Origin of the sequence: Pseudomonas sp. NPDC088414 (genome assembly GCF_044753325.1) — a bacterium.
GTDB lineage: Bacteria > Pseudomonadota > Gammaproteobacteria > Pseudomonadales > Pseudomonadaceae > Aquipseudomonas.
In genome coordinates this window covers 19813-41033 of the sequence record NZ_JBIVMY010000037.1, presented here as the reverse complement: position 1 = coordinate 41033, position 21221 = coordinate 19813, and the positions used below count along the sequence as shown (strand labels likewise).

The window sequence follows — 21221 nt, the reverse complement described above, 5'->3', positions numbered from 1 at the left end:
GGCCTCATCGCTTGCAAGCCAGCTCCCACAGTGATTGGGTACACCGGTAAACCTGTGGGAGCTGGCTTGCCAGCGATGGGGCCGGTTCAGGCTCTACATGATCAAGAAACAGCCGGCTGACTGTGCGGAAACAACAAATCGACAAACCGCTCTGCCGTCGGCTGCGGCTCGTGATTGGCCAGTCCGGCGCGTTCGTTGGCTTCGATAAACACGTACTCCGGCTGATCCGCCGCCGGCACCATCAGGTCGAGGCCAACCATCGGAATGTCCAGCGCCCGCGCCGCGCGCACCGCTGCATCAACCAGCGTCGGGTGCAGAATCGCCGTGACATCCTCCAGCGTGCCACCGGTGTGCAGATTGGCCGTGCGGCGCACGAACAGATGCTCGCCGGCCGGCAGAATGCTGCTGTAGTCATAACCGGCGGCGTGCAAGGTGCGCTGGGTTTCGTGATCCAGCGGGATCTTGCTCTCGCCGCTGGTGGCCGCTTGCCGCCGGCGACTTTGAGCTTCGATCAACGCACCGACCGAATGGTGCCCGTCGCCGACTACTTCGGCGGGACGACGAATCGCTGCCGCCACCACCTCAAAACCGATCACCAGAATCCGCAGGTCGAGGCCTTCGTGGAAGCTTTCCAGCAGCACGCGGCTGTCGAAACGCTTGGCGGCTTCGATGGCCTGCTGCACCTCTTCGATGCTCTGCAGATCCACCGCCACCCCTTGGCCCTGTTCACCGTCTAGTGGCTTGACCACCACGCGCTGGTGTTCATCGAGAAACGCCAGATTGTCGTCGGCATTACCCGCCAGTTGCTGCGAGGGCAGCTTCAGGCCGGCGCCTTTCAACACTTTGTGGGTCAGGCTTTTGTCCTGACACAGACTCATGCTGATCGCGCTGGTCAGGTCGCTCAGCGATTCGCGGCAACGCACCCGACGGCCGCCGTGGCTGAGGGTGAACAGCCCGGCTTCGGCATCGTCCACTTGCACATCGATGCCACGGCGATGCGCTTCCTCGACAATGATCCGCGCATACGGGTTGAAGTTGGCTTCCGGCCCGGGCCCGAGGAACAACGTCTGATTGATGCCGTTCTTGCGCTTGATGGCGAAGGTCGAGAGATTGCGAAAACCGAGCTTGGCGTAAAGATTCTTGGCCTGACGGTTGTCATGCAGCACCGACAAATCCAGATAACTCAAGCCGCGACTCATGAAGTGCTCGACCAAGTGCCGCACCAGCACTTCACCGACACCAGGCCGCGAGCACTGCGGATCCACCGCCAGGCACCACAGGCTGCTGCCATGTTCCGGATCGTTGAAGGCTTTCTGGTGATTGAGGCCCATGACGCTGCCGATCACCGCGCCGCTGTCTTCATCTTCGGCGAGCCAATACACCGGGCCGCCCTGATGATGCGGGGTCAGGCGCGTGGCATCGATCGGCAACATGCCGCGTGCTTGATACAGCAGGTTGATCGCCTGCCAGTCCGCTTCGCTTTGCGCACGGCGAATGCGGAAGCCGCGAAACACCCGCGTGGCCTGGCGGTAATCGCTGAACCACAGGCGCAAAGTATCGGACGGATCGAGAAACAGTTGCGTCGGTTCCAGTCCGAGAATCTGCTGCGGTGCGGCGACGTACAGGGCGATATCGCGCTCGCCGGGCTGCTCGTTGAGCAGTTCCTGCGCCAGCGTCGCCGGGTCAGGAAAGGTGTGGCCGATCAGCAACCGGCCCCAGCCGCAATGCACGGCAATGGGGTCGGCACCGAGTTCGCTGCCGTCTTCGGCCAGACGCGCCTGCAAGCGTTCATACGACGGTGTCTGACCGCGTAACAGGCGTTGGTTGATCGCCGTGGCGTGAGGTTTCATCAATCAGATTCCTTGTTCACTGAGCCACAGGTTCAGGGCCGCCAGTTGCCACAGTTTCGAGCCGCGCAATGGCGTCAGTTGGCCTTGCGGATCAGTCAGCAGTTTGTCGAGCATGGCCGGGTTGAACAGGCCGCGATCCTGACTCGGATCCAGCAGCAGTTCACGCACCCAGTTCAGGGTGTCGCCTTGCAAGTGCTTGAGGCCCGGCACCGGGAAATAGCCTTTCTTGCGGTCAATCACTTCACTCGGGATCACCAGCCGCGCCGCTTCTTTCAACACCTGTTTGCCGCCATCGGGCAGCTTGAACTGGCCGGGAATTCGCGCCGACAGTTCAACCAGTCGATAGTCGAGGAACGGCGTGCGCGCCTCCAGGCCCCAGGCCATGGTCATGTTGTCGACACGCTTGACCGGGTCATCCACCAGCATCACCGTGCTGTCCAGACGCAGCGCTTTATCGACCGCAGCCTCGGCGCCGGGTTGGGCGAAATGTTCCTTGACGAAGTCGCCAGCGGCGTCATTCGCGGTCAGCCATTTCGGTTGCACGGTGGCCGCGTAGTCGTCGTAGCTGCGGTCGAAAAACGCTGCGCGATAGGCCGCGTATGGATCCGCTGCGCCATCAACTTGCGGATACCAGTGATACCCGGCGAACAACTCGTCCGCGCCCTGGCCGCTTTGCACCACTTTGCAGTGCTTGGCCACTTCGCGGGACAGCAGGTAGAAGGCGATGCAGTCGTGGCTGACCATCGGCTCGCTCATCGCGCGGAACGCGGCGGGCAGTTGCTCGATGATCTCTTTTTCGTCGATGCGCAATTGATGGTGTTGCGTGCCGTAGTGTTTGGCGATCAGATCGGAATACTGAAATTCATCACCGCGCTCGCCGCCGGCATCCTGGAAACCGATGGAAAAGGTCGACAGGTTCTCAACGCCGACTTCACGCAACAGGCCGACGAGCATGCTCGAATCGACACCGCCGGAGAGCAGCACGCCGACATCCACGGCCGCACGCTGACGGATTGCCACCGCTTCACGGGTGCTGTCGAGCACGCGGTCGCGCCAGTCTTCGAGGGTCAGGTTTTTTTCGTCGTCGTGTGGGCCGTAGGGCAGGGTCCACCAGGTTTTCTGCTCGGTGCGGCCATCGGCTTCGACGCGCATCCAGGTCGCTGGCGGCAGCTTTTCGATGCCGGCGAGCAAGGTGCGTGGAGCGGGCACCACCGCGTGGAAATTCAGATAATGATTGAGCGCCACCGGATCGAGGATCGGGTTGATGTCGCCGCCCTTGAGCAGCGCCGGCAGGGCCGAGGCAAAGCGCAAACGCTGACCGGTACGCGACAGGTACAGCGGCTTGACGCCGAGACGGTCACGGGCGATGAACAGACGCTGGGCATCGCGCTCCCAGATGGCGAACGCGAACATGCCATTGAGTTTTGGCAGCAGCGCTTCACCCCAGGCGTGGTAGCCCTTGAGCAGCACTTCGGTGTCGCCACCGGAATAGAAGGCGTAGCCGAGCGCTTCGAGCTCGGCGCGCAGTTCCGGAAAGTTGTAGATCGCGCCGTTGAAGGCCAGAGACAAGCCCAATTGGCTGTCGATCATCGGCTGCGCCGAGCCGTCCGACAGGTCCATGATTTTCAGGCGACGATGGCCCAGGGCAATCGGCCCTTGGGCATGGAAGCCCCACGCGTCGGGGCCGCGAGGGGCCAGGTGATGGGTGATTCGCTCTACCGCTGCAAGGTCTGCAGGTTGATGATCAAAACGTAACTCGCCAGCTAATCCGCACATAAAGTCCTTACCGGTTTTTCCGTTGGGGAGGGGTCATTCAAGTCTGGCCAAAATGGCCGGTACTCAGAAACTGACCCGCTGCAGATGTGGGAGTTTTAGAACGATGAGTTATAAGAGGGGGCGACTGACCAGCGGCCAATCGCGAATTCTCATTTGCCGCGAATCAACGTACGCAAGGCGAAACGATTGGGATGGCAGGCCTCGGCAACGCTTCGGGGTAGCGGCAGCGGCTCGTTGTCCAGCCACGCCGCAAGCAGTTCGCCAGACAGCGGCGCGGTGATCAACCCGCGCGAGCCGTGGCCACTGTTGACGTACAGGCCGTCGAGCCATGGGCAGGCGATGTCCGGCACTTGTCGCGCATCCTTGCTCAACACGGCGTAGGCCTGAGCGAAGGCTTCGCGGTCGGCCAGCGGGCCGACGATCGGCAGATAATCGGGACTGGTGCAGCGGAATGCGGCGCGTCCCTCCAGAGTTTCCGTGGGCAGTTGATTGATGTGTAGGCGCGTCACCAGATCGCTGGAGATCTCTTCGAGCATGGCCAGATTGCCCAGGTGTTCGGCGGTGGTCGGGGTCAGGTCGTCGCTGTTGAAGTCGAAGCTGGCGCCGAGAGTGTGTTCGCCCAGGCGCGCCGGGGCGACATATCCTTCGGCGCAGACCACGCTGCGCAGCGCTTGGCTCTCGGCGGTTTGTGGCAGGCGGGTGATCTGTCCGCGAATGCGTTTGAGCGGCAGCTCGGCACTTTGCGCGAAGCGTTTGATCTCCGCCGCGCCGGCCAACACCACCACCGGTGCGCTGGCGAGCACGCGGTCACCGTCGAGGGCTTGCCATTGCCCGTCGACCTTGCGCAGCTCCAGCGCGTGGTGATGCTTGAGCAGTTCGATGTTCGCTTGCTCGGCTTGCGCCTGACACAGCGCAGGCGGATGCACCCAGCCCCCTTCGGGGTAGAACAGCCCGCCATGAGCCACCGCAATCCCGGCCTGAGTTACGGCTTGCGGCTGATCGAGCCAGTGCACCAGATCTTCCGGAAACGCCGCGGCCAGTTGCGCCTGACGCTCGGCCTCCTTGGCATTGAACGCCAGTTGCAGCACGCCGCAATCGTCCCAGTCGGTGCCGCGTTGCAGGGTTTCCAGCAGACGACGGGTGTAGCCGAAGCCGCTGACGATCAGTTGCGACAACGCAGTGCCGTGGGCCGACAACTTCAGGTACAGCACGCCCTGTGGATTGCCCGACGCTTCCTGCGCCACCGCCTCGTGACGCTCCAGCAGACTGACTTGCCAACCGCGCGCGGCGAGACTGGCTGCAGTGGCGCAACCGGCCAGCCCGGCGCCGATCACCAGCGCCCGACGCTCGCCGGTCAGCGGGGCAGGGCGGGCGAACCACGGTTTGTCCGGCAGCGGTGGCGCGACATCCTGCGGCCAGCCGAGAAACTCGCCGCGCAGGATCTCCCACTTGTGGCCGATGCCCGGGGTGCGTTTCATCTTGAACCCGGCCGCGTTGAGCAGACGCCGCACCCAACCGGTGCTGGTGAAGGTGCTGATGGTCGAGCCCGGCGCCGCCAGTCGCGCCAGTTCGACGAACAGTTCAGCGGTCCACATGTCGGGGTTTTTCGCCGGGGCGAAACCGTCGAGAAACCATGCATCAATCCGCGCATCGAGTTGCGGCAGTTGCTCCAGCGCATCGCCGATCAGCAGCGTCAGCGTCACGCGGCCATTGCCGAGAATGATCCGCTGAAAGCCCTGATGGATCGCCACGTAATGCGTCAGCAGTTGATCGGCCAGTGGCTTGAGCTCCGGCCACAAGGCCAGCGCCCGTTGCAGATCGGCCGGGCTCAACGGGTATTTTTCGACGCTGACGAAATGCAGCCGCGCACCGGCCACCGCGTGCTGTTCGAACAACTGCCAGGCGCAAAGGAAATTCAGCCCGGTGCCGAAGCCGGTTTCGCCGATCACCAGCCGCCCGTGCGCCGGCAACGCAGCAAAACGCTCGGCCAGACGGTTCTGTTCGAGGAACACGTAACGGGTTTCATCCAGCCCCGACTGGTCGGAAAAATACACGTCATCGAACACCCGCGAGCGCGGACGTCCGAGGTCATCCCAGTCGAGTTGGGCGTGGGGCAATACAGGTTTCATGGCAGGCTCGGCAACGACAAGGCGGCCATTCTAGCCGATCGGGCGCGGGGTGCTTGATCCATGGCAAGGCCTGGCTGTGCAGCCTCGAAGACAATCTATGATTTGAGACGAAAGGCGGGTTTCTTTGTGGCGAGGGAGCTTGCTCCCGCTGGGTTGCGAAGCAGCCCCAAAACCCGCGACCGCTAATTGTCTGGAGGACCGAGGTTGCAGGTCTTGCGACTGCTGCGCAGCCGGACGGGAGCAAGCTCCCTCGCCACAGGTTTTCATTCATTTAACTTAATTTTGTGGGGGAATTTCTCCTCCATCGCCATGCCCAATCCGCTAGTCTTGCTGAATCCTGGAAGGAGCCGTTCCCATGTTTGAATCCGCCGAAATCGGCCATGCCATCGACAAAGAGACTTACGACGCCGCAGTGCCCGCACTGCGTGAAGCGCTGCTCGAGGCGCAGTTCGAGTTGCAGCAGCAGAAGCGTTTTCCGGTGATCGTCCTGATCAACGGCATCGAAGGCGCGGGCAAGGGCGAGACCGTTAAGTTGCTCAATGAGTGGATGGATCCGCGCCTGATCGAGGTGCGCACCTTCGATCAGCAGACCGATGAAGAACTGGCGCGGCCACCGGCCTGGCGTTACTGGCGGATGCTCCCGGCCAAGGGGCGGATGGGGATTTTCTTTGGCAACTGGTACAGCCAGATGCTCCAGGGGCGAGTTCACGGGCTATTCAAGGATCCACGGCTGGATCAGGCAATCAACGCCGCCGAGCGTCTGGAAAAGATGCTCTGCGATGAAGGCGCGCTGATCTTCAAGTTCTGGTTCCACCTGTCCAAGAAACAGATGAAAGCACGGCTCAAGGCGCTGGCCGACGACCCGCTGCACAGCTGGCGCATCAGCCCGCTGGACTGGCAGCAATCGCAGACCTACGACAAGTTCGTCAAATACGGCGAACGTGTGTTGCGCCGCACCAGCCGCGACTATGCGCCGTGGCACATCATCGAAGGCATGGACGCCAACTACCGCAGTCTGGCGGTCGGCAAGATCCTGCTGGAGGGCCTGCAGAATGCGCTCAAGCGTACGCAGGTAGAGACAGCCGAGGTCAACGCCGCACCGCTGGGCACGGCGGTCGATCAGCTAAATCTGCTCGACAGCCTCGACCTCAATCAGCGGCTGGAAAAGAAAGACTACGAAGAACAGTTGATTACCGAGCAGGCACGGTTGTCCGGGCTGATGCGCGATAAACGCATGCGCCGCCACGCCCTGGTGGCGGTGTTCGAAGGCAACGATGCGGCGGGCAAGGGCGGGGCGATTCGCCGGGTGGCGGCGGCGCTCGATCCACGTCAATACAATATAGTGCCGATTGCTGCGCCGACCGAGGAAGAACGTGCGCAACCGTATCTGTGGCGCTTCTGGCGACACCTGCCGGCGCGGGGCAAGTTCACCGTGTTCGACCGCTCCTGGTATGGCCGGGTACTGGTGGAGCGGGTCGAGGGCTTTTGCAGCCCGGCCGACTGGCTGCGGGCCTACAGCGAGATCAACGACTTCGAAGAGCAGATCGCCGACGCCGGGGTGATCGTCGTCAAGTTCTGGCTGGCCATCGACAAGGACACGCAGATGGAGCGTTTCCAGGCCCGCGAAGAGATCCCGTTCAAACGCTTCAAGATCACCGAGGACGACTGGCGCAACCGCGACAAGTGGGACGCCTATCGCACGGCGGTCGGCGACATGGTCGACCGCACCAGCACCGAGATTTCGCCCTGGACGCTGGTCGAGGCCAATGACAAGCGCTGGGCGCGGGTCAAGGTGCTGCGCACGATCAACCGCGCGCTCGAAGAAGCCTTCGAGAAATCCGACAAGCACGCGAAAAAACACAAGCACTGAGCCATGGACACGCATACGCGGGGTGAATGATTGTCGCGGTCGGCGGCGGGCTGGACTTATCCTCGGTTCACTCCCCTCCGACAACAACAATTGAGGTATGCCATGCGTGAAGTGGTGATCGTCGACAGCGTGCGGACCGGCCTGGCCAAGTCCTTTCGCGGCAAGTTCAATCAGACCCGTCCCGACGACATGGCGGCCCATTGCGTCAACGCGCTGCTATCGCGTAACGACATCGACCCGGCCAGCGTCGAAGACTGCATTGTCGGCGCCGGCTCCAACGAGGGCGCGCAGGGTTACAACATCGGTCGCAATGTGGCGGTGCTCTCGCGGCTGGGCACCAACGTGGCCGGCATGACTCTGAATCGCTTTTGCTCCTCGGGTTTGCAGGCGATTGCGATTGCCGCCAACCAGATCGCTTCCGGTTGCAGCGACATCATTGTTGCCGGTGGCGTCGAGTCGATCAGCCTGACCCTGAAAAGCGTCAACACCGATCACCTGATCAACCCGCTGCTCAAGCAGCAGGTGCCGGGCATCTACTACACCATGGGGCAGACTGCTGAAGTCGTGGCGCGTCGTTATGACGTGAGTCGCGAGGCGCAGGATCGTTACGCGCTGCAAAGTCAGCAGCGTACCGCCCAGGCGCAGGCAGCCGGGCTGTTCAATGATGAAATTGTGCCGATGGCGGTCAAGTACCGGGTCGAGGACAAAAACAGCGGTGCAGTGCAGATCCTCGACGGCATCGTCGATCACGACGACTGCAACCGCCCGGACACCACTTACGAAAGTCTCGCCGGACTGAAACCGGTGTTTGCCGAGGACGGTTCGGTGACCGCCGGCAACTCGTCGCAGCTGTCCGACGGTGCGTCGATGACGCTGGTGATGAGCCTGGAAAAAGCCCTGCAACTGGGGCTCAAGCCCAAAGCGTTTTTCCGTGGTTTCACCGTGGCCGGGTGCGAGCCGGATGAAATGGGCATCGGCCCGGTGTTCTCGGTGCCGAAACTGCTCAAGGCCAAGGGCCTGCAAGTGGCCGATATCGACCTGTGGGAGCTCAACGAGGCGTTTGCTTCGCAGTGCCTGTATGCCCGCGATCGGCTGGAGATCGACAACGAAAAATACAACGTCAACGGCGGCTCGATCTCCATCGGCCACCCGTTCGGCATGACCGGGTCGCGGCAGGTCGGGCATCTGGTGCGTGAGTTGCAGCGGCGCAATCTGCGTTACGGCATCGTGACCATGTGCGTGGGTGGCGGGATGGGGGCGACGGGGTTGTTTGAGGCTGTTCGCTGACGGGCCAACACAATCCTTGTGGTGAGGGAGCTTGCTCCCGCTGGGCTGCGGAGCAGACCTGAAATTTCCCGGTAAAGCCTGAAACGAGGGCCGCTGCGCGCCCCAGCGGGAGCAAGCTCCCTCGCCACAGGTCTACGCTGTCTGCGCCTGCATCCGCGCGATATACGCCTGAATTTCCTGCTCAGCCTTCTCCGGGGACTCAAACGGCCCTTCGAGGGTGTTCTCCCGCGTGCAGAAAAACAGTTCGCCATTGACCCGGCACAACCGGTCGCTGCGAAAGTGCGTGGCGGGGGCGGTGTCGTGGGCGCGCATTCCGTACATGATTGGCTCCTTGTGTGATCCATTGAAAGGATCCAATCAGCTTATGCCTGAAGCACTTGGCACGCCCGGTGAGCCGATCAACGGCAAAGCGTCAATTTAATACTGCGACCTGCACAGTTTCATTCGCGGCCTGGCCCGAACTGTCCCTGTGTTACGTCTGACGGCGCGCCTAGAATGACCGCTCTTGTCAGCAGGCATTGGGGTTCGCATGCACATTTCATCCGGTCGCTGGGTTTACGGTCTGTTCCTGGCGCTGCTGACGGCATTTTTGTGGGGCATCCTGCCGATCAAGCTCAAACAGGTGTTGCAGGTGATGGACCCGATCACCGTGACCTGGTTTCGCCTGTTGGTCTCCGGGGGATGCCTGTTCATTTATCTGGCTTCGGTCAGGCGCTTGCCCAGTCGCAAGGTGCTGGGGCCAAAGGGCGGCTGGCTGGTGTTGATGGCGGTACTCGGGCTGGTGGGCAACTACGTCTTGTACCTGATGGGCCTCAACCTGCTGAGCCCCGGCACTGCGCAACTGGTGGTGCAGATGGGGCCGATCATGTTGCTGATCGCCAGCCTGTTTGTGTTCAAGGAGCGCTTCAGCATCGGTCAGGGCATTGGTCTGGCGGTGCTGTTGATCGGCTTCGTGCTGTTCTTCAATCAGCGTCTGGCTGAACTGCTCACCTCATTGTCGGACTACACCGCCGGCGTGCTGCTGGTGCTGTTGGCCTCGACGGTCTGGACCTTCTATGCGCTGGGTCAGAAGCAGTTGCTCACGGTGTGGAATTCGCTGCAGGTGATGATGGTGATCTACCTGTTCTGCGCGCTGTTGCTGACGCCGTGGGTGCATCCGCTCGAAGCGCTGGAATTGAGTCCGTTGCAGGGCTGGCTGTTGCTGGCGTGCTGCATGAATACGCTGATTGCCTACGGCGCCTTTGCCGAGGCGCTGGCGCACTGGGAGGCCTCGCGGGTCAGTGCGACGCTGGCGATCACGCCGTTGGTGACCTTTGGCGCGGTGGCGATTGCCGCCGGGGTGTGGCCGGACTATGTGCACGCCGAGCAGATCAACGGGCTGGGTTATGGCGGGGCGGTGCTGGTGGTGCTGGGGTCGGCGCTGGTGGCGTTGGGGCCATCGTTGATTGCCGGGCTGAAGGCGCGGCGGATGAAGATGGCCGCCAGTTGAATCGCGTCAACCTCATTCGCGAGCAAGCTCGCTCCCACATTGTCACGGCGTACACCGATCAAAATGTGGGAGCGAGCTTGCTCGCGAAGGCTTACTTTCAGGCGCTGCACAAGCTAGCCCTTGGCGCCAGCCTCGATCATATTCTCCGGACGCACCCAGGCATCGAACTCTTCATCGGTCAGATACCCCAGCTGCAGCGCCGCCTCACGCAAGGTCAGGCCTTCGCCGTAAGCCTTCTTGGCGATTTCCGCTGATTTGTCGTAACCGATGTGCGGGTTCAGTGCGGTCACCAGCATCAGGCCACGTTCCAGGTGCTGGGCCATGACCTGCGCATCCGGCTCGAGCCCTGCAATGCAATGCTGCTGGAAGTTGCTGCACCCGTCAGCGAGCAGGCGAATCGATTGCAGCACATTGTGGATAATCACCGGTTTGTAGACGTTCAGTTGCAGGTGACCCTGACTCGCCGCGATGCCGATGGTGACGTCGTTGCCCAACACCTGGCAGGCCAGCATCGACAGCGCTTCGCACTGGGTCGGGTTGACCTTGCCGGGCATGATCGAGCTGCCCGGCTCGTTCGCCGGCAGCTTGACTTCGGCAAAGCCTGCGCGAGGGCCGGAGCCGAGCAGGCGCAGGTCGTTGGCGATTTTCATCAGCGCCACGGCCAGGGTCTTCAGAGCGCCGGACAGGCTGGTCAGCGGCTCATGCCCGGCCAGGGCAGCAAACTTGTTCGGCGCGGTAACGAACGGCAGGCCGGAGAGGGCGGCGAGTTCGGCGGCAATCGCTTCGCCAAAACCGTGCGGCGAATTCAGGCCGGTGCCGACCGCGGTACCACCCTGCGCCAGTTCACAAACCGCCGGTAGCGCGGCGCGGATCGCCCGTTCGGCGTAATCCAGCTGCGCTATAAAGCCCGATAGCTCCTGACCAAAGGTGATCGGCGTCGCGTCCATCATGTGCGTGCGGCCGGTCTTCACCAGTTTCATGTGCCGTGCGGCCAGTTCGGCCAGGCCGCCGGACAGCTCGGCGATCGCCGGCAGCAATTGCTCCTGCACGGCTTTGGCAGTGGCGATGCTCATGGCGGTAGGGAAGCAATCGTTGGAGCTTTGCGAGCGGTTGACGTGATCGTTGGGGTGCACCGGCGTCTTGCCGCCGCGCGGGTTGCCGGCCAGCTCGTTGGCGCGACCGGCGATCACTTCGTTGACGTTCATGTTGCTCTGGGTGCCGCTGCCGGTCTGCCAGACCACCAGCGGGAACTGGTCGTCGTGCTGGCCGTCGAGGACTTCGTCGGCGGCCTGTTCGATCAGGCGGGCGATGTCGGCGGGCAGGTCGCCGTTGCGGTCGTTGACCCGGGCGGCGGCTTTCTTGATCAGGGCCAGGGCGTGCAGTACCGGCAGCGGCATGCGTTCCTGACCAATGGCGAAGTTGATCAGCGAGCGTTGCGTCTGAGCACCCCAGTAGGCGTCGTCCGGGACTTCGATCTGGCCCAGGCTGTCGGTTTCGATACGGCTCATCGTGCACACTCCTGTTGGTCTGTTTGCGCAGTTTAGGCCCGGTCAGGCCCAGGTGGTTCCCTCGAACCGATTGTTGACCGGTAAAACCCGGCCAATCAAGCGCGGCAAGGCTCGGGGGTTGAGCCACGAGGTTTTTTAGGCGCAGAATGGTCGCCCTTGGGGTTTGACCTCGCCTAGCTGAAAAGGAAACTCGATGACTCGTCTTCGTGCCATCTGCACCGCGGTTGCACTGGTTTGCGCCAGCGGCCAGGTGCTTGCCGATACCGCCAGCCACAACGCCAGTGCTGAAGCTTTCCTGACCCTGGCGCACGCTGACAAGCTGGGCACTCCGGTGTACATGCAAGTGCAGCAAATGTTCGCTCAGCGTTTTGAACAGACCAAAGCGCCGGAATCCAAGAAAGCCGTACTGGAAACCTACCAGGCCAAGGCCAACGCCGCCCTGGACCAGGCCATCGGCTGGAACAAGCTCAAGCCTGACATGGTCAAGCTCTACACCAGCAACTTCAGCGAATCCGAGTTGAAAGACCTGGTCGCGTTCTACCAGTCGCCACTGGGCAAGAAAGTCCTGGAAAAAATGCCGCAGCTGACCCAGCAATCGGCCCAGATGACCCAGGCCAAGCTGGAAAGCGCCGTGCCTGTCGTCAACAAGTTGCTCGACGACATGACCAACGAGCTGGCACCGAAAGGCGCTGCGCCGGCCAAGAAGAAGTAAGCGGAGTTCGTGATGAGCATGCAACAACGCATCGAATCGACGCTGGGCCTGCTGCAGCCTGAGCATCTGCAAGTGCTGGACGAAAGCCACATGCACAGTCGCGGGTTACAGACGCACTTCAAGGCAGTGGTGGTCAGCGCGCAGTTCGAAGGCCTGAACCGGGTCAAGCGCCACCAGAAAGTCTACGGCACGCTCGGCGAGCTGATGGGCGAATTCCATGCGTTGGCGCTGCACACCTACACCCCGCAGGAATGGGCAGAAGTGGGCGCCGCCCCGGCGTCGCCGACCTGTGCCGGCGGTAGCAAACACTGAGGATTGCGAGGGCTGTTGTGGCGAGGGAGCTTGCTCCCGCTGGAGTGCGCAGCACTCCCAAGATCCGAGTTTTGCGACTGCTTCGCAGCCGAGCGGGAGCAAGCTCCCTCGCCACAGAGTTTTGACAGATCCTAAATCCACCGTGTTTTTGCTAGAATCCGCAACGCGCCGCTCACCCGGCGCGTTTTTTTTTGAATCCGGTTCACCCTTTGCGAGGGTAGCCACCTGGAGAAATACCCATGACACAACCGATTGTCGTGGCGGCACTGTATAAGTTCGTCACCCTCGAAGATTACGTTGACCTGCGCGAGCCCCTGCTGCAAGCGATGGTCGACAATGGCATCAAAGGCACCCTGCTGATCGCCGAAGAAGGCATCAACGGCACCGTGTCCGGCAGCCGCGAAGGCATCGACGGCCTGCTCGCCTGGCTGAAGAACGACCCGCGCATGATCGACATCGACCACAAAGAGTCGTACTGCGACGAGCAGCCGTTCTACCGCACCAAGGTCAAGCTGAAGAAAGAGATCGTCACCCTCGGCGTCGAAGGCGTGGACCCGAACAAAAAGGTCGGCACCTACGTCGAACCGCAGGACTGGAACGCGCTGATCAGCGACCCGGAAGTGCTGCTGATCGACACCCGCAACGATTACGAAGTGTCGATCGGCACCTTCGAAGGCGCCATCGATCCGAAAACCACCAGTTTTCGCGAATTCCCCGACTACATCAAAGAACACTTCGACCCGGCCGTGCACAAGAAAGTCGCGATGTTCTGCACCGGCGGCATTCGCTGCGAGAAAGCTTCCAGCTACATGCTGGGTGAGGGTTTCGAAGAGGTTTACCACCTCAAGGGCGGCATCCTGAAGTACCTCGAAGAGGTGCCGCAGGAAGAGACCAAGTGGCAGGGCGACTGCTTTGTGTTCGACAACCGCGTGACCGTGCGTCACGACCTCAGCGAAGGCGACTACGATCAATGTCATGCCTGCCGCACACCGGTCAGCGTTGAAGATCGCGCCTCCGAGCACTACGTGGCCGGCATCAGCTGCCCGCATTGCTGGGACAAGCTGAGTGAGAAAACCCGCCGCAGCGCCATCGATCGGCAGAAGCAGATCGAACTGGCCAAGGCGCGCAACATGCCGCACCCGATCGGCTACAACTATAAACAAGCATCCACCGAGGCCTGATCATGACTGCGCGCCTGCTCTATGTGATGGATCCGATGTGTTCCTGGTGCTGGGGGTTCGCTCCGGTCGCCAAGGCCTTGGTCGAGCAGGCGCAGGCAGCCGGAGTGGAGCTGCACCTGGTGGTCGGCGGCTTGCGCACCGGCAGCGGTGCGGCGCTGGAGCCGACCACCCGACGCTATATCCTTGAGCATTGGCAGGCGGTCACCGAGGCTACCGGTCAGCCGTTCAAGTTCGACGGTGCGCTGCCTGACGGTTTCGTCTACGACACCGAGCCGGCCTGCCGCGCGATCGTCACCGCGCGCAGTCTGGCTCCGGATTGCGCATGGAAACTGGTCGGCCTGATCCAGCAGGCGTTTTACGCTGAAGGCCGCGATGTCACCCAGGCCAGTGTGTTGGTCGAGCTGGCCGAGCAGGCCGGCGTGCCGCGTATCGAGTTTGCCGCGCTATTCGATCATGCCGATCAGCACAAGGCGACTCAGGCTGATTTCAGCTGGGTGCAGGATCTGGGCATCGCCGGATTCCCGACCCTGCTCGCCGAGCGCAACGGCCAATTGGCGCTGTTGACCAACGGCTATCAACCGCTCAGCGAGCTGTCGCCGTTGCTCGGACGCTGGCTGGAGCGCGCAGCCTGTGCCTGACCGGGCCGATGACACGCCAGCCGTAAAGCGTGTCGACCGGCTGAGCTGGGCAGAAGTCCGGCGTCTGGCACTGCATCACAAAAAATCCCTGTGGATCGCCAACGGCGTGGCCGTACTGGCGACGCTGTGCAGCGTGCCGATTCCGTTGCTGTTGCCGTTGCTGGTGGACGAGGTCCTGCTCGGGCATGGCGACGCCGCGCTGAAAGTCATGAACCACGTGTTGCCGTCGATGTGGCAGCAAGCGGCGGGTTACATCGGCCTGATGCTGCTGGTCACCCTGACTCTGCGCTGCAGTGCCCTGTGTTTTGGTGTGTTGCAGGCGCGGCTGTTCGCCCGGCTGGCGAAAGACATCGTCTACCGCATTCGCGTGCGCCTGATCGAACGCCTGAAAAGGATTTCCCTCGGCGAATACGAAAGCCTCGGCAGCGGCACCGTGACCACGCACCTGGTCACTGATCTGGACACCCTCGACAAGTTCGTCGGCGAAACCCTCAGCCGGTTTCTGGTGGCGATGCTGACCCTGGTCGGCACCGCGAGCATCCTGATGTGGATGCACTGGAAACTGGCGCTGCTGATCCTGCTGTTCAACCCGTTGGTGATCTACGCCACGGTGCAATTGGGCAAACGGGTCAAGCACCTGAAGAAACTCGAGAACGACAGCACCTCGCGTTTCACTCAGGCCTTGAGTGAAACCCTCGATGCGATTCAGGAAGTGCGCGCCGGCAACCGTCAGGGCTTCTTCCTCGGGCGGCTTGGCTTGCGTGCGCAGGAAGTGCGCAATTACGCGGTGAACTCGCAGTGGAAGACCGACGCCTCGAACCGTGCCAGCGGTCTGCTGTTCCAGTTCGGCATCGACATCTTCCGCGCGGCGGCGATGCTCACCGTGCTGTTTTCCGACCTGTCGATCGGCCAGATGCTCGCGGTGTTCAGCTACCTGTGGTTCATGATTGGCCCGGTCGAGCAACTGCTCAATCTGCAATACGCCTATTACGCGGCGGGTGGCGCACTGTCGCGGATCAACGAACTGCTGGCGCGGGCTGATGAGCCGCAGTACCCCGGTGGTGTCGATCCGTTCAAGGGCCGGGAAACCGTGGGCATCGAGGTGCAGGGGCTGAGCTTCGGTTACGGCGACGAGTTGGTGGTGGATCAGATGAACCTGTCGATCGCCCCCGGGGAAAAAGTCGCGATTGTCGGTGCCAGTGGCGGCGGCAAAAGTACTCTGGTGCAGTTGCTGCTCGGGCTGTACACGCCGTCAGCGGGCACCATTCGTTTCGGCGGTTCGACCCAGCAGGAAATCGGTCTGGAGCTGATTCGTGAAAACGTCGCGGTGGTGTTGCAGCATCCGGCGCTGTTCAACGACACGGTACGGGCCAACCTGACCATGGGCCGCACCCGCAGTGACGAAGCCTGCTGGCAGGCGCTGGAAATCGCCCAGCTGGAGGCGACGATTCGGGCGCTGCCGGACGGTCTCGACAGTATCGTCGGACGTTCCGGCGTACGCCTGTCCGGCGGTCAGCGCCAGCGTCTGGCGATTGCGCGGATGATCCTCGCCGAGCCGAAAGTGGTGATCCTCGACGAGGCCACTTCGGCCCTCGATGCCGCCACCGAATACAACCTGCATCAGGCCATGGCGCGGTTTCTCAGCGGTCGCACCACGCTGATCATTGCCCATCGCCTGTCGGCGGTGAAGCAAGCGGATCGGGTGCTGGTGTTCGATGGCGGGCAAGTAGCCGAAGATGGCGACCACCAGCAACTGATCGCCGATGGCGGCCTCTACGCCAAGCTCTACGGCCATCTCCAGCGCCTCTGATCAGCCCCAGAGCACCTGCAACGCCGCCTCTCCGCCGTCATGGGCGAACTGCTTCATCACCACCGAACAGGATTCGCACGGGCGCATGGTCGTCGCGATGTCGACCGCGCGGATCTCTGTCGGGTCGGGATATTTCTCGCGCAGCACGCTGATCAGTTTGCTTTCGCTGTCCAGCGAGGTCGGCCGACTGGTCTGCGTCGGTTGATAGCTTTTCAGGTCCTTGATGGTCAGCGGCACGGCCAGCAATTGCCCTTGCTCGGTGACCTCCAGCGAGGTGCGCGGGAAGGCCGGGTTGTAGTCGATGTTGATGTAAGTGGTGTCGCCGATCCGCACGTGATTGGCGCCCATGTGGCGAAACAGCGGCAGACGCTGGGTACTGCCTTGAGCGCCGGACACGCTGACGTAAATTTCCCGTTTGCCGCTGACCGTGGTGACTTCGGCATAGGCAATGTTGCGTGCGTTGACCGGCCGCTCCCGCATGGGCAACAGGTTGTGCAGTTTCTGCATGGTACTGTCGATGCGCAGTGCTGCGTTGGTGTTGGCCGGATTGATCGTCGGTGACAGAAACAGCGTGTCGAAAATCTCTGCGGTTTTCTGCCGAAAGGCTTCCGGCGCCTCTTTGCTGCGCGCCCAGGTGGCGGCGCCTTCGGGCAGGCGGGTGACGATCATCCGTGTCGAGTGATCGAACATCAGTGCTTCGCCCGGGCTGGTGTCGACCTTCAGCCATTTCATGTTGTTTGCAGGAATGGCTGTGGTGCCGATGGGGATCGCGATCTGTTCCATGGTGCGCATCGCGCGCTCGACTGATTCAAGGCCATGGAGGCGCACCATGTTGTTGGCATGCAGCGAGCCGGTGTAGACGGTCAGCAGTTCCGCACCGAGGGTGCCGTCGGCCAGTTCGGCGGGGGCCAGGCGCTTGAACGTCAGTTGCTTGCCGGGGATTTCGCCTTTGGCGAAGGTTGCCAGGTAATACTCTTGGATGTTGACCCGGAAAAACACATGGGTGGCCGAGCCGTCGATGGCCGGCATCAGCACGGCGCCGACCTGATGTGAATCGTTGATTCCGTCATAGGTACCGCCGGTTTTTATCCGCGCATAAATGCCTTTGCGAAACTGCAGCGTGGCTTGAATCTGCTGCCTCGGCACCAGTTTGCCTTGATTGATGCCCAGCCGACGCAGGTCGCCGGTGAACAGCCGCGGGCGGTTATCCACGATCTGATAAAGCTTGGCATCGACCGCCAGCAACGGTGTGTCTTGCCGGGGCAGGGTGGCCGGCTCCGAAACCCGTTCGCCGAACCACGGGGCGTAACCTTTTTCCTTGTCGATCGTGCCGAGCGCGGGGGTCGGGGCGGGGTCTGCGGTGATGTAGCTGACGCGGCAGTCGCCCGCGCCCGGTGCGCGACGTATCCGGCACGGCAGCAGCGTCCAGTGCTGACTGTCATCGAGCAGATCGACCCGGCGCAGTTCATCGCCGTCAAGTCGATAGGGCACATCATCGATCAACACCGTGGTGCGTCCGCCAGCCTCGGGCATGAGTTCGACGCGCCTGTCGGGCATCAGCTCGATATCGATCTTGTCGTCGGTTTTATTCACCGTGCTGTAGTGCGAACGCCCCAGCGAAAAGTCATGTTCGTGTGCGAGCAACCGGGGCCCGTAAGGGCGGTCGGACAGCGGATCGAGCACGTGATACCGCGAGCCGCCGATGTTGCGCACCGGCACATCGTCAATGCCCCTGACCACGGCCAGATGATCGGCAGGCTTCAGCGCTTTCCAGCGTCCGGCATCCAGCGCCTGAGGCAGGCTGTGCAGCAGGTCATAGTCAGCGCTTCTGCCGGCGAGCCTTTTCAGACGCGCCACGGCACGGTGTTCCAGATGCGCTACGGCCCGCACCGCGCCGATTGCGCCTCGGCCACCGAGCTTGAGCAAGAGGGGTACAGCGGCCAGCGGGTTGACGTTTTTCAAGGTCGAAACCAGCAGGTTTTCCGACAGTCGCGCCATGCGGGGCAGGGCGACGCGAATCGACATTTTTCCTGCCACTGCGGCGAGGCGGATGCTGCCGGCGACGAACTTGCCCAAGGGAATTGCGAACGAGACGATATCGAGGAACAGGCCGAGCACGCCCAGTGCGCGTTTCCACAGTTTGTCCGATTGCAGGTCTTCGAGGCTGCCCCAGAACGGGATAAAGCCCCTGATGGCATGAATCCAGTGTTTTTTGCTGGTGTCGCGTTCGAAGCGGGTTCTTCCCCAGGCTTCACTGCGCAGCGCCTGCTCATCGACATAGAACAACTGGTTCGCGATGAGCGAGGCTATTTGCGTAGTGCGTGGCGAGGTGAAGGTCAGGTTCGGTGAGTTGTCGTGATGGGCCGCCGGGATCATCGAAGCCGGGAGGGGGCCGCCCAGTGGTTCGAGAATGGCAACGCACTTGGCGTCGGGAGCGGGTATCGAACCGTTCCAGTGTGCTTCTCGATCGAATGGCAGGCGGCGGGCGACGATGCGAGAGATGCTCTGGGCCTTGGTCCGTCCAGGTCTGGGTGATAGTGGTGGCAACGTAAGCCCACCGATATGGATCCGCGTCAAGTCGGGGCGTTTGCGAATGATACCGGCGCGCGGCAGGCACTCGTAGAAGCGCGGTTTGCTTTGATCATTCACGTGCAGTACGAAACCCATGCGTGCCCTGTGCGGCAGGGTGTCTTTCGGTGTCTCCAGGTGAGCCTCGATATGCCGTGTCGGATCCCTGAGGCCGAGAATCCTCACTTCGCCGTGCTCCAGTGCCAGGCGATCAGCCCACGGCAGCGTGACCAGCAGCGACTTGATCAGATACTCGTAGGCTTTGCGGGTCTTGCTCAGATAGCCGTCATAGCCGTCGAACTGCTGGTCGAACAAGGTCTTGATGTCGGGCAGAGTGCGGTTGCTCGGGAACCGGGAGAGGGGGCGGCCAGGTTGGTTGGTATTGACGAAGCCGCTTTGCAGTTTGCCTGCTGCATCGAGGCTGATCCACTCGCTGGCGTTGCGGCCATCATGACTGACGTACCAGCGCGAGTCGGTGCTCAGCCCGCCAGAGGCATAGACCTCAAGCAGCGGCCAGGTGGGCAATGCCACATCCGGGGTATCGATAATGCTGCGTCGGCTACGGTTGGGCGTTGAAGGATGGTGGCGTTTGAGGCGAATCGTCGTGTGATCGTACAGATCGTTGGCCAGCGCCTTGTCCAGTTGCTGTTTTGCCAGGGCGAGCCGCCGTGGCGGTTCGATGTCCAGTTGCAGGATCGCTGCGTTCAATTTTGTCTTGTGGTCTTCCAGCGCTTGCAGGGCAGCGTCATCGCCGGATGTCTCGTTCGCTGCGGGCTGGGCACCGGTGGCCAGTGTCCAGGTCTGAGCGGCGGCCGCTCGGGTCATGGCGATCAGGGTCTGCAGTTCGGGGCTGGCGTTTTCGCTTTTGTGCAGCGGCAGATCGACCAGTTGCTGAAAGCTCAGATGCTCCAGCAACTGTGGATCAAGGGCATGGGCGAGGTGTACGCCATGCACGAAATTGACCCAGACTACCGAGCTGGCATACGGCAGGTCGTCAGGGATGTCTTGCACTTGAAAATCCAGTCCGAACTGCGCCAGGCATGCCCATCCCAGCAGATGTTTTTCGCTGGTGGTCGAGGTTCGGTGCGTCTCCTCCAGATGCCGTAAAAAGTCCCGGCGAATGGTGGCGTAGCTGGCGCCGTGGTGAGCGCGTTGTTCCAGCGCAAAACCCGCCACTTCGGTCGGGTTGCTGTCGCCGGGCAGCTCGTACCACAGACACAACGCTTCGAGCAGTAAACGCAGGCCGATGTCCGGGACGGTCGGCTCATCGGGCCGGGCGCCGTACCATTGCAGTTTCTGCAGCAAGCGCTGGCCCAGGTCGCGCGCCTTGGGGGTGTCGAGCAGGCGTTCCAGGCACGCGGCGGGCTGCTGTTCCAATTGCTGGCGGGTGAAGGGAGGCGTTACTTCAGCGGCCAGACTGTCGATCGCCGACAAGGTTTTGCCAGTGAGCCAGTCGCCAATCAGGTCGTGTACCGCGGCTTTGTCATCGTCGTTCATCAGTACCGTCAGCGCCGGGTGATGTCGCAGATTCAGCCGGTGGCTGGCGCGCCGTTCTTCGACCTTGGCGATCAGCCGGGCCAGTGCCGTGGCGTCCTGTACGTCCGCAAATGTGAACCCCGACTCACGCAGCAGTTGTGACAACGGCAGCAGCCTGTCGGAACGCAGGTGTGCGCCTATACTCAGCAACGCTCGCTGAAACTCTTGAATGCGGCTGGAGGCCCGGCTGACATCCTCGATGGCGTAACGGGCGACACTGCCATCGGGACGGTTGAAGGAGAAGCTGCAGTGACCGGCTGTGGCGTCGACTTGCAGCAGTGATCCTCTGGACGCTTGCAGGTGAGCCGCCAACAGGGGTTCGGCGCTGTCTTCGAACAGAGCTTGCAGAAGGTTTTGCGCCTGATCGTGTGCAGCACCCAGGCGTGAATGTGTCTGGGGCGTGAGGTAGCAGGTCTCCACTGACGTCGAAGCGTCAAGGACGGCGCGCAGGGCGGTGATCATTGCGCGGTATTCGCTCTGTTGGGCAGTATGGCGTTGCAGCGTGGCGGAAGGTGACTGCATGGAAAACGACTCTGGAATGATTGAAAGCCGTCA

Annotated in this window: 14 protein-coding genes; 8 read left to right on the top strand and 6 right to left on the bottom strand. The window is 62.0% G+C overall.

All coding sequences use genetic code 11. The features are described from left to right. Positions 1-101: 101 nt before the first annotated feature. The 3 genes from ngg to mnmC form a co-directional block, all read right to left on the bottom strand. A complete protein-coding gene (gene ngg, locus ACIP8I_RS23565; protein WP_400764331.1) occupies positions 102-1850 on the bottom strand; it encodes an N-acetylglutaminylglutamine synthetase in 1749 nt (582 codons plus the stop codon). Between the two features lie 3 nt (positions 1851-1853). Then, positions 1854-3626: an N-acetylglutaminylglutamine amidotransferase gene (locus ACIP8I_RS23560; protein ID WP_166496874.1), complete on the bottom strand. Its 1773-nt coding sequence runs from the start codon at positions 3624-3626 to the stop codon at positions 1854-1856. 149 nt (positions 3627-3775) lie between these two features. Beyond that, positions 3776-5755, bottom strand: a complete 1980-nt coding sequence (gene mnmC / locus ACIP8I_RS23555; RefSeq protein ID WP_400764328.1) for a bifunctional tRNA (5-methylaminomethyl-2-thiouridine)(34)-methyltransferase MnmD/FAD-dependent 5-carboxymethylaminomethyl-2-thiouridine(34) oxidoreductase MnmC — start codon at positions 5753-5755, stop codon at positions 3776-3778. Positions 5756-6110: 355 nt separating this feature from the next. Here mnmC and pap point away from each other — a divergent pair, with 355 nt between their 5' ends. Together pap and ACIP8I_RS23545 are read left to right on the top strand one after the other, a co-directional pair. After that, the gene (gene pap / locus ACIP8I_RS23550) at positions 6111-7625 is read left to right on the top strand and encodes a polyphosphate:AMP phosphotransferase (RefSeq protein ID WP_400764326.1); all 1515 of its coding nucleotides are present in this window, start codon (positions 6111-6113) and stop codon (positions 7623-7625) included. Between the two features lie 102 nt (positions 7626-7727). Next, positions 7728-8912, top strand: a complete 1185-nt coding sequence (locus ACIP8I_RS23545; protein WP_400764324.1) for a thiolase family protein — start codon at positions 7728-7730, stop codon at positions 8910-8912. A gap of 132 nt (positions 8913-9044) precedes the next feature. Here the strand turns inward: ACIP8I_RS23545 and ACIP8I_RS23540 are convergent, their stop codons facing one another. Then, on the bottom strand, positions 9045-9233 hold the full coding sequence (locus ACIP8I_RS23540; RefSeq protein WP_007963596.1) for a DUF6316 family protein: 189 nt from the start codon (positions 9231-9233) through the stop codon (positions 9045-9047). 208 nt (positions 9234-9441) lie between these two features. Between ACIP8I_RS23540 and ACIP8I_RS23535 the strand changes: the two genes are divergently transcribed. Further along, on the top strand, positions 9442-10401 hold the full coding sequence (locus ACIP8I_RS23535) for a DMT family transporter (protein ID WP_400764321.1): 960 nt from the start codon (positions 9442-9444) through the stop codon (positions 10399-10401). Positions 10402-10514: 113 nt separating this feature from the next. Here ACIP8I_RS23535 and ACIP8I_RS23530 read toward each other — a convergent pair whose 3' ends face one another. Continuing rightward, positions 10515-11909, bottom strand: a complete 1395-nt coding sequence (locus ACIP8I_RS23530) for a class II fumarate hydratase (protein ID WP_139054911.1) — start codon at positions 11907-11909, stop codon at positions 10515-10517. Positions 11910-12102: 193 nt separating this feature from the next. Here ACIP8I_RS23530 and ACIP8I_RS23525 point away from each other — a divergent pair, with 193 nt between their 5' ends. The 5 genes from ACIP8I_RS23525 to ACIP8I_RS23505 all read left to right on the top strand — a co-directional run bounded on the left by ACIP8I_RS23525 (position 12103) and on the right by ACIP8I_RS23505 (position 16562). Next, the gene (locus ACIP8I_RS23525; RefSeq protein WP_003226938.1) at positions 12103-12621 is read left to right on the top strand and encodes a DUF2059 domain-containing protein; all 519 of its coding nucleotides are present in this window, start codon (positions 12103-12105) and stop codon (positions 12619-12621) included. A 12-nt stretch (positions 12622-12633) separates the two neighbouring features. Then, positions 12634-12933: a BolA family transcriptional regulator gene (locus tag ACIP8I_RS23520; protein ID WP_007963599.1), complete on the top strand. Its 300-nt coding sequence runs from the start codon at positions 12634-12636 to the stop codon at positions 12931-12933. A 239-nt stretch (positions 12934-13172) separates the two neighbouring features. Continuing rightward, entirely contained in the window at positions 13173-14114 is a 942-nt protein-coding gene (locus ACIP8I_RS23515) for a rhodanese-related sulfurtransferase (protein ID WP_338802662.1), read from the top strand. A gap of 35 nt (positions 14115-14149) precedes the next feature. Next, positions 14150-14752, top strand: a complete 603-nt coding sequence (locus ACIP8I_RS23510) for a DsbA family protein (RefSeq protein ID WP_174823774.1) — start codon at positions 14150-14152, stop codon at positions 14750-14752. Then, positions 14745-16562 (top strand): ABC transporter ATP-binding protein, encoded by a 1818-nt coding sequence (locus tag ACIP8I_RS23505; protein WP_367085325.1) that lies wholly within the window; start codon positions 14745-14747, stop codon positions 16560-16562. Before ACIP8I_RS23510 ends, ACIP8I_RS23505 begins: the two co-directional genes overlap by 8 nt. Here the strand turns inward: ACIP8I_RS23505 and ACIP8I_RS23500 are convergent, their stop codons facing one another. Next, positions 16563-21188: a deaminase domain-containing protein gene (locus ACIP8I_RS23500; RefSeq protein WP_400764315.1), complete on the bottom strand. Its 4626-nt coding sequence runs from the start codon at positions 21186-21188 to the stop codon at positions 16563-16565. It abuts the gene before it with no gap. Between the last annotated feature and the right edge of the window lie 33 nt (positions 21189-21221).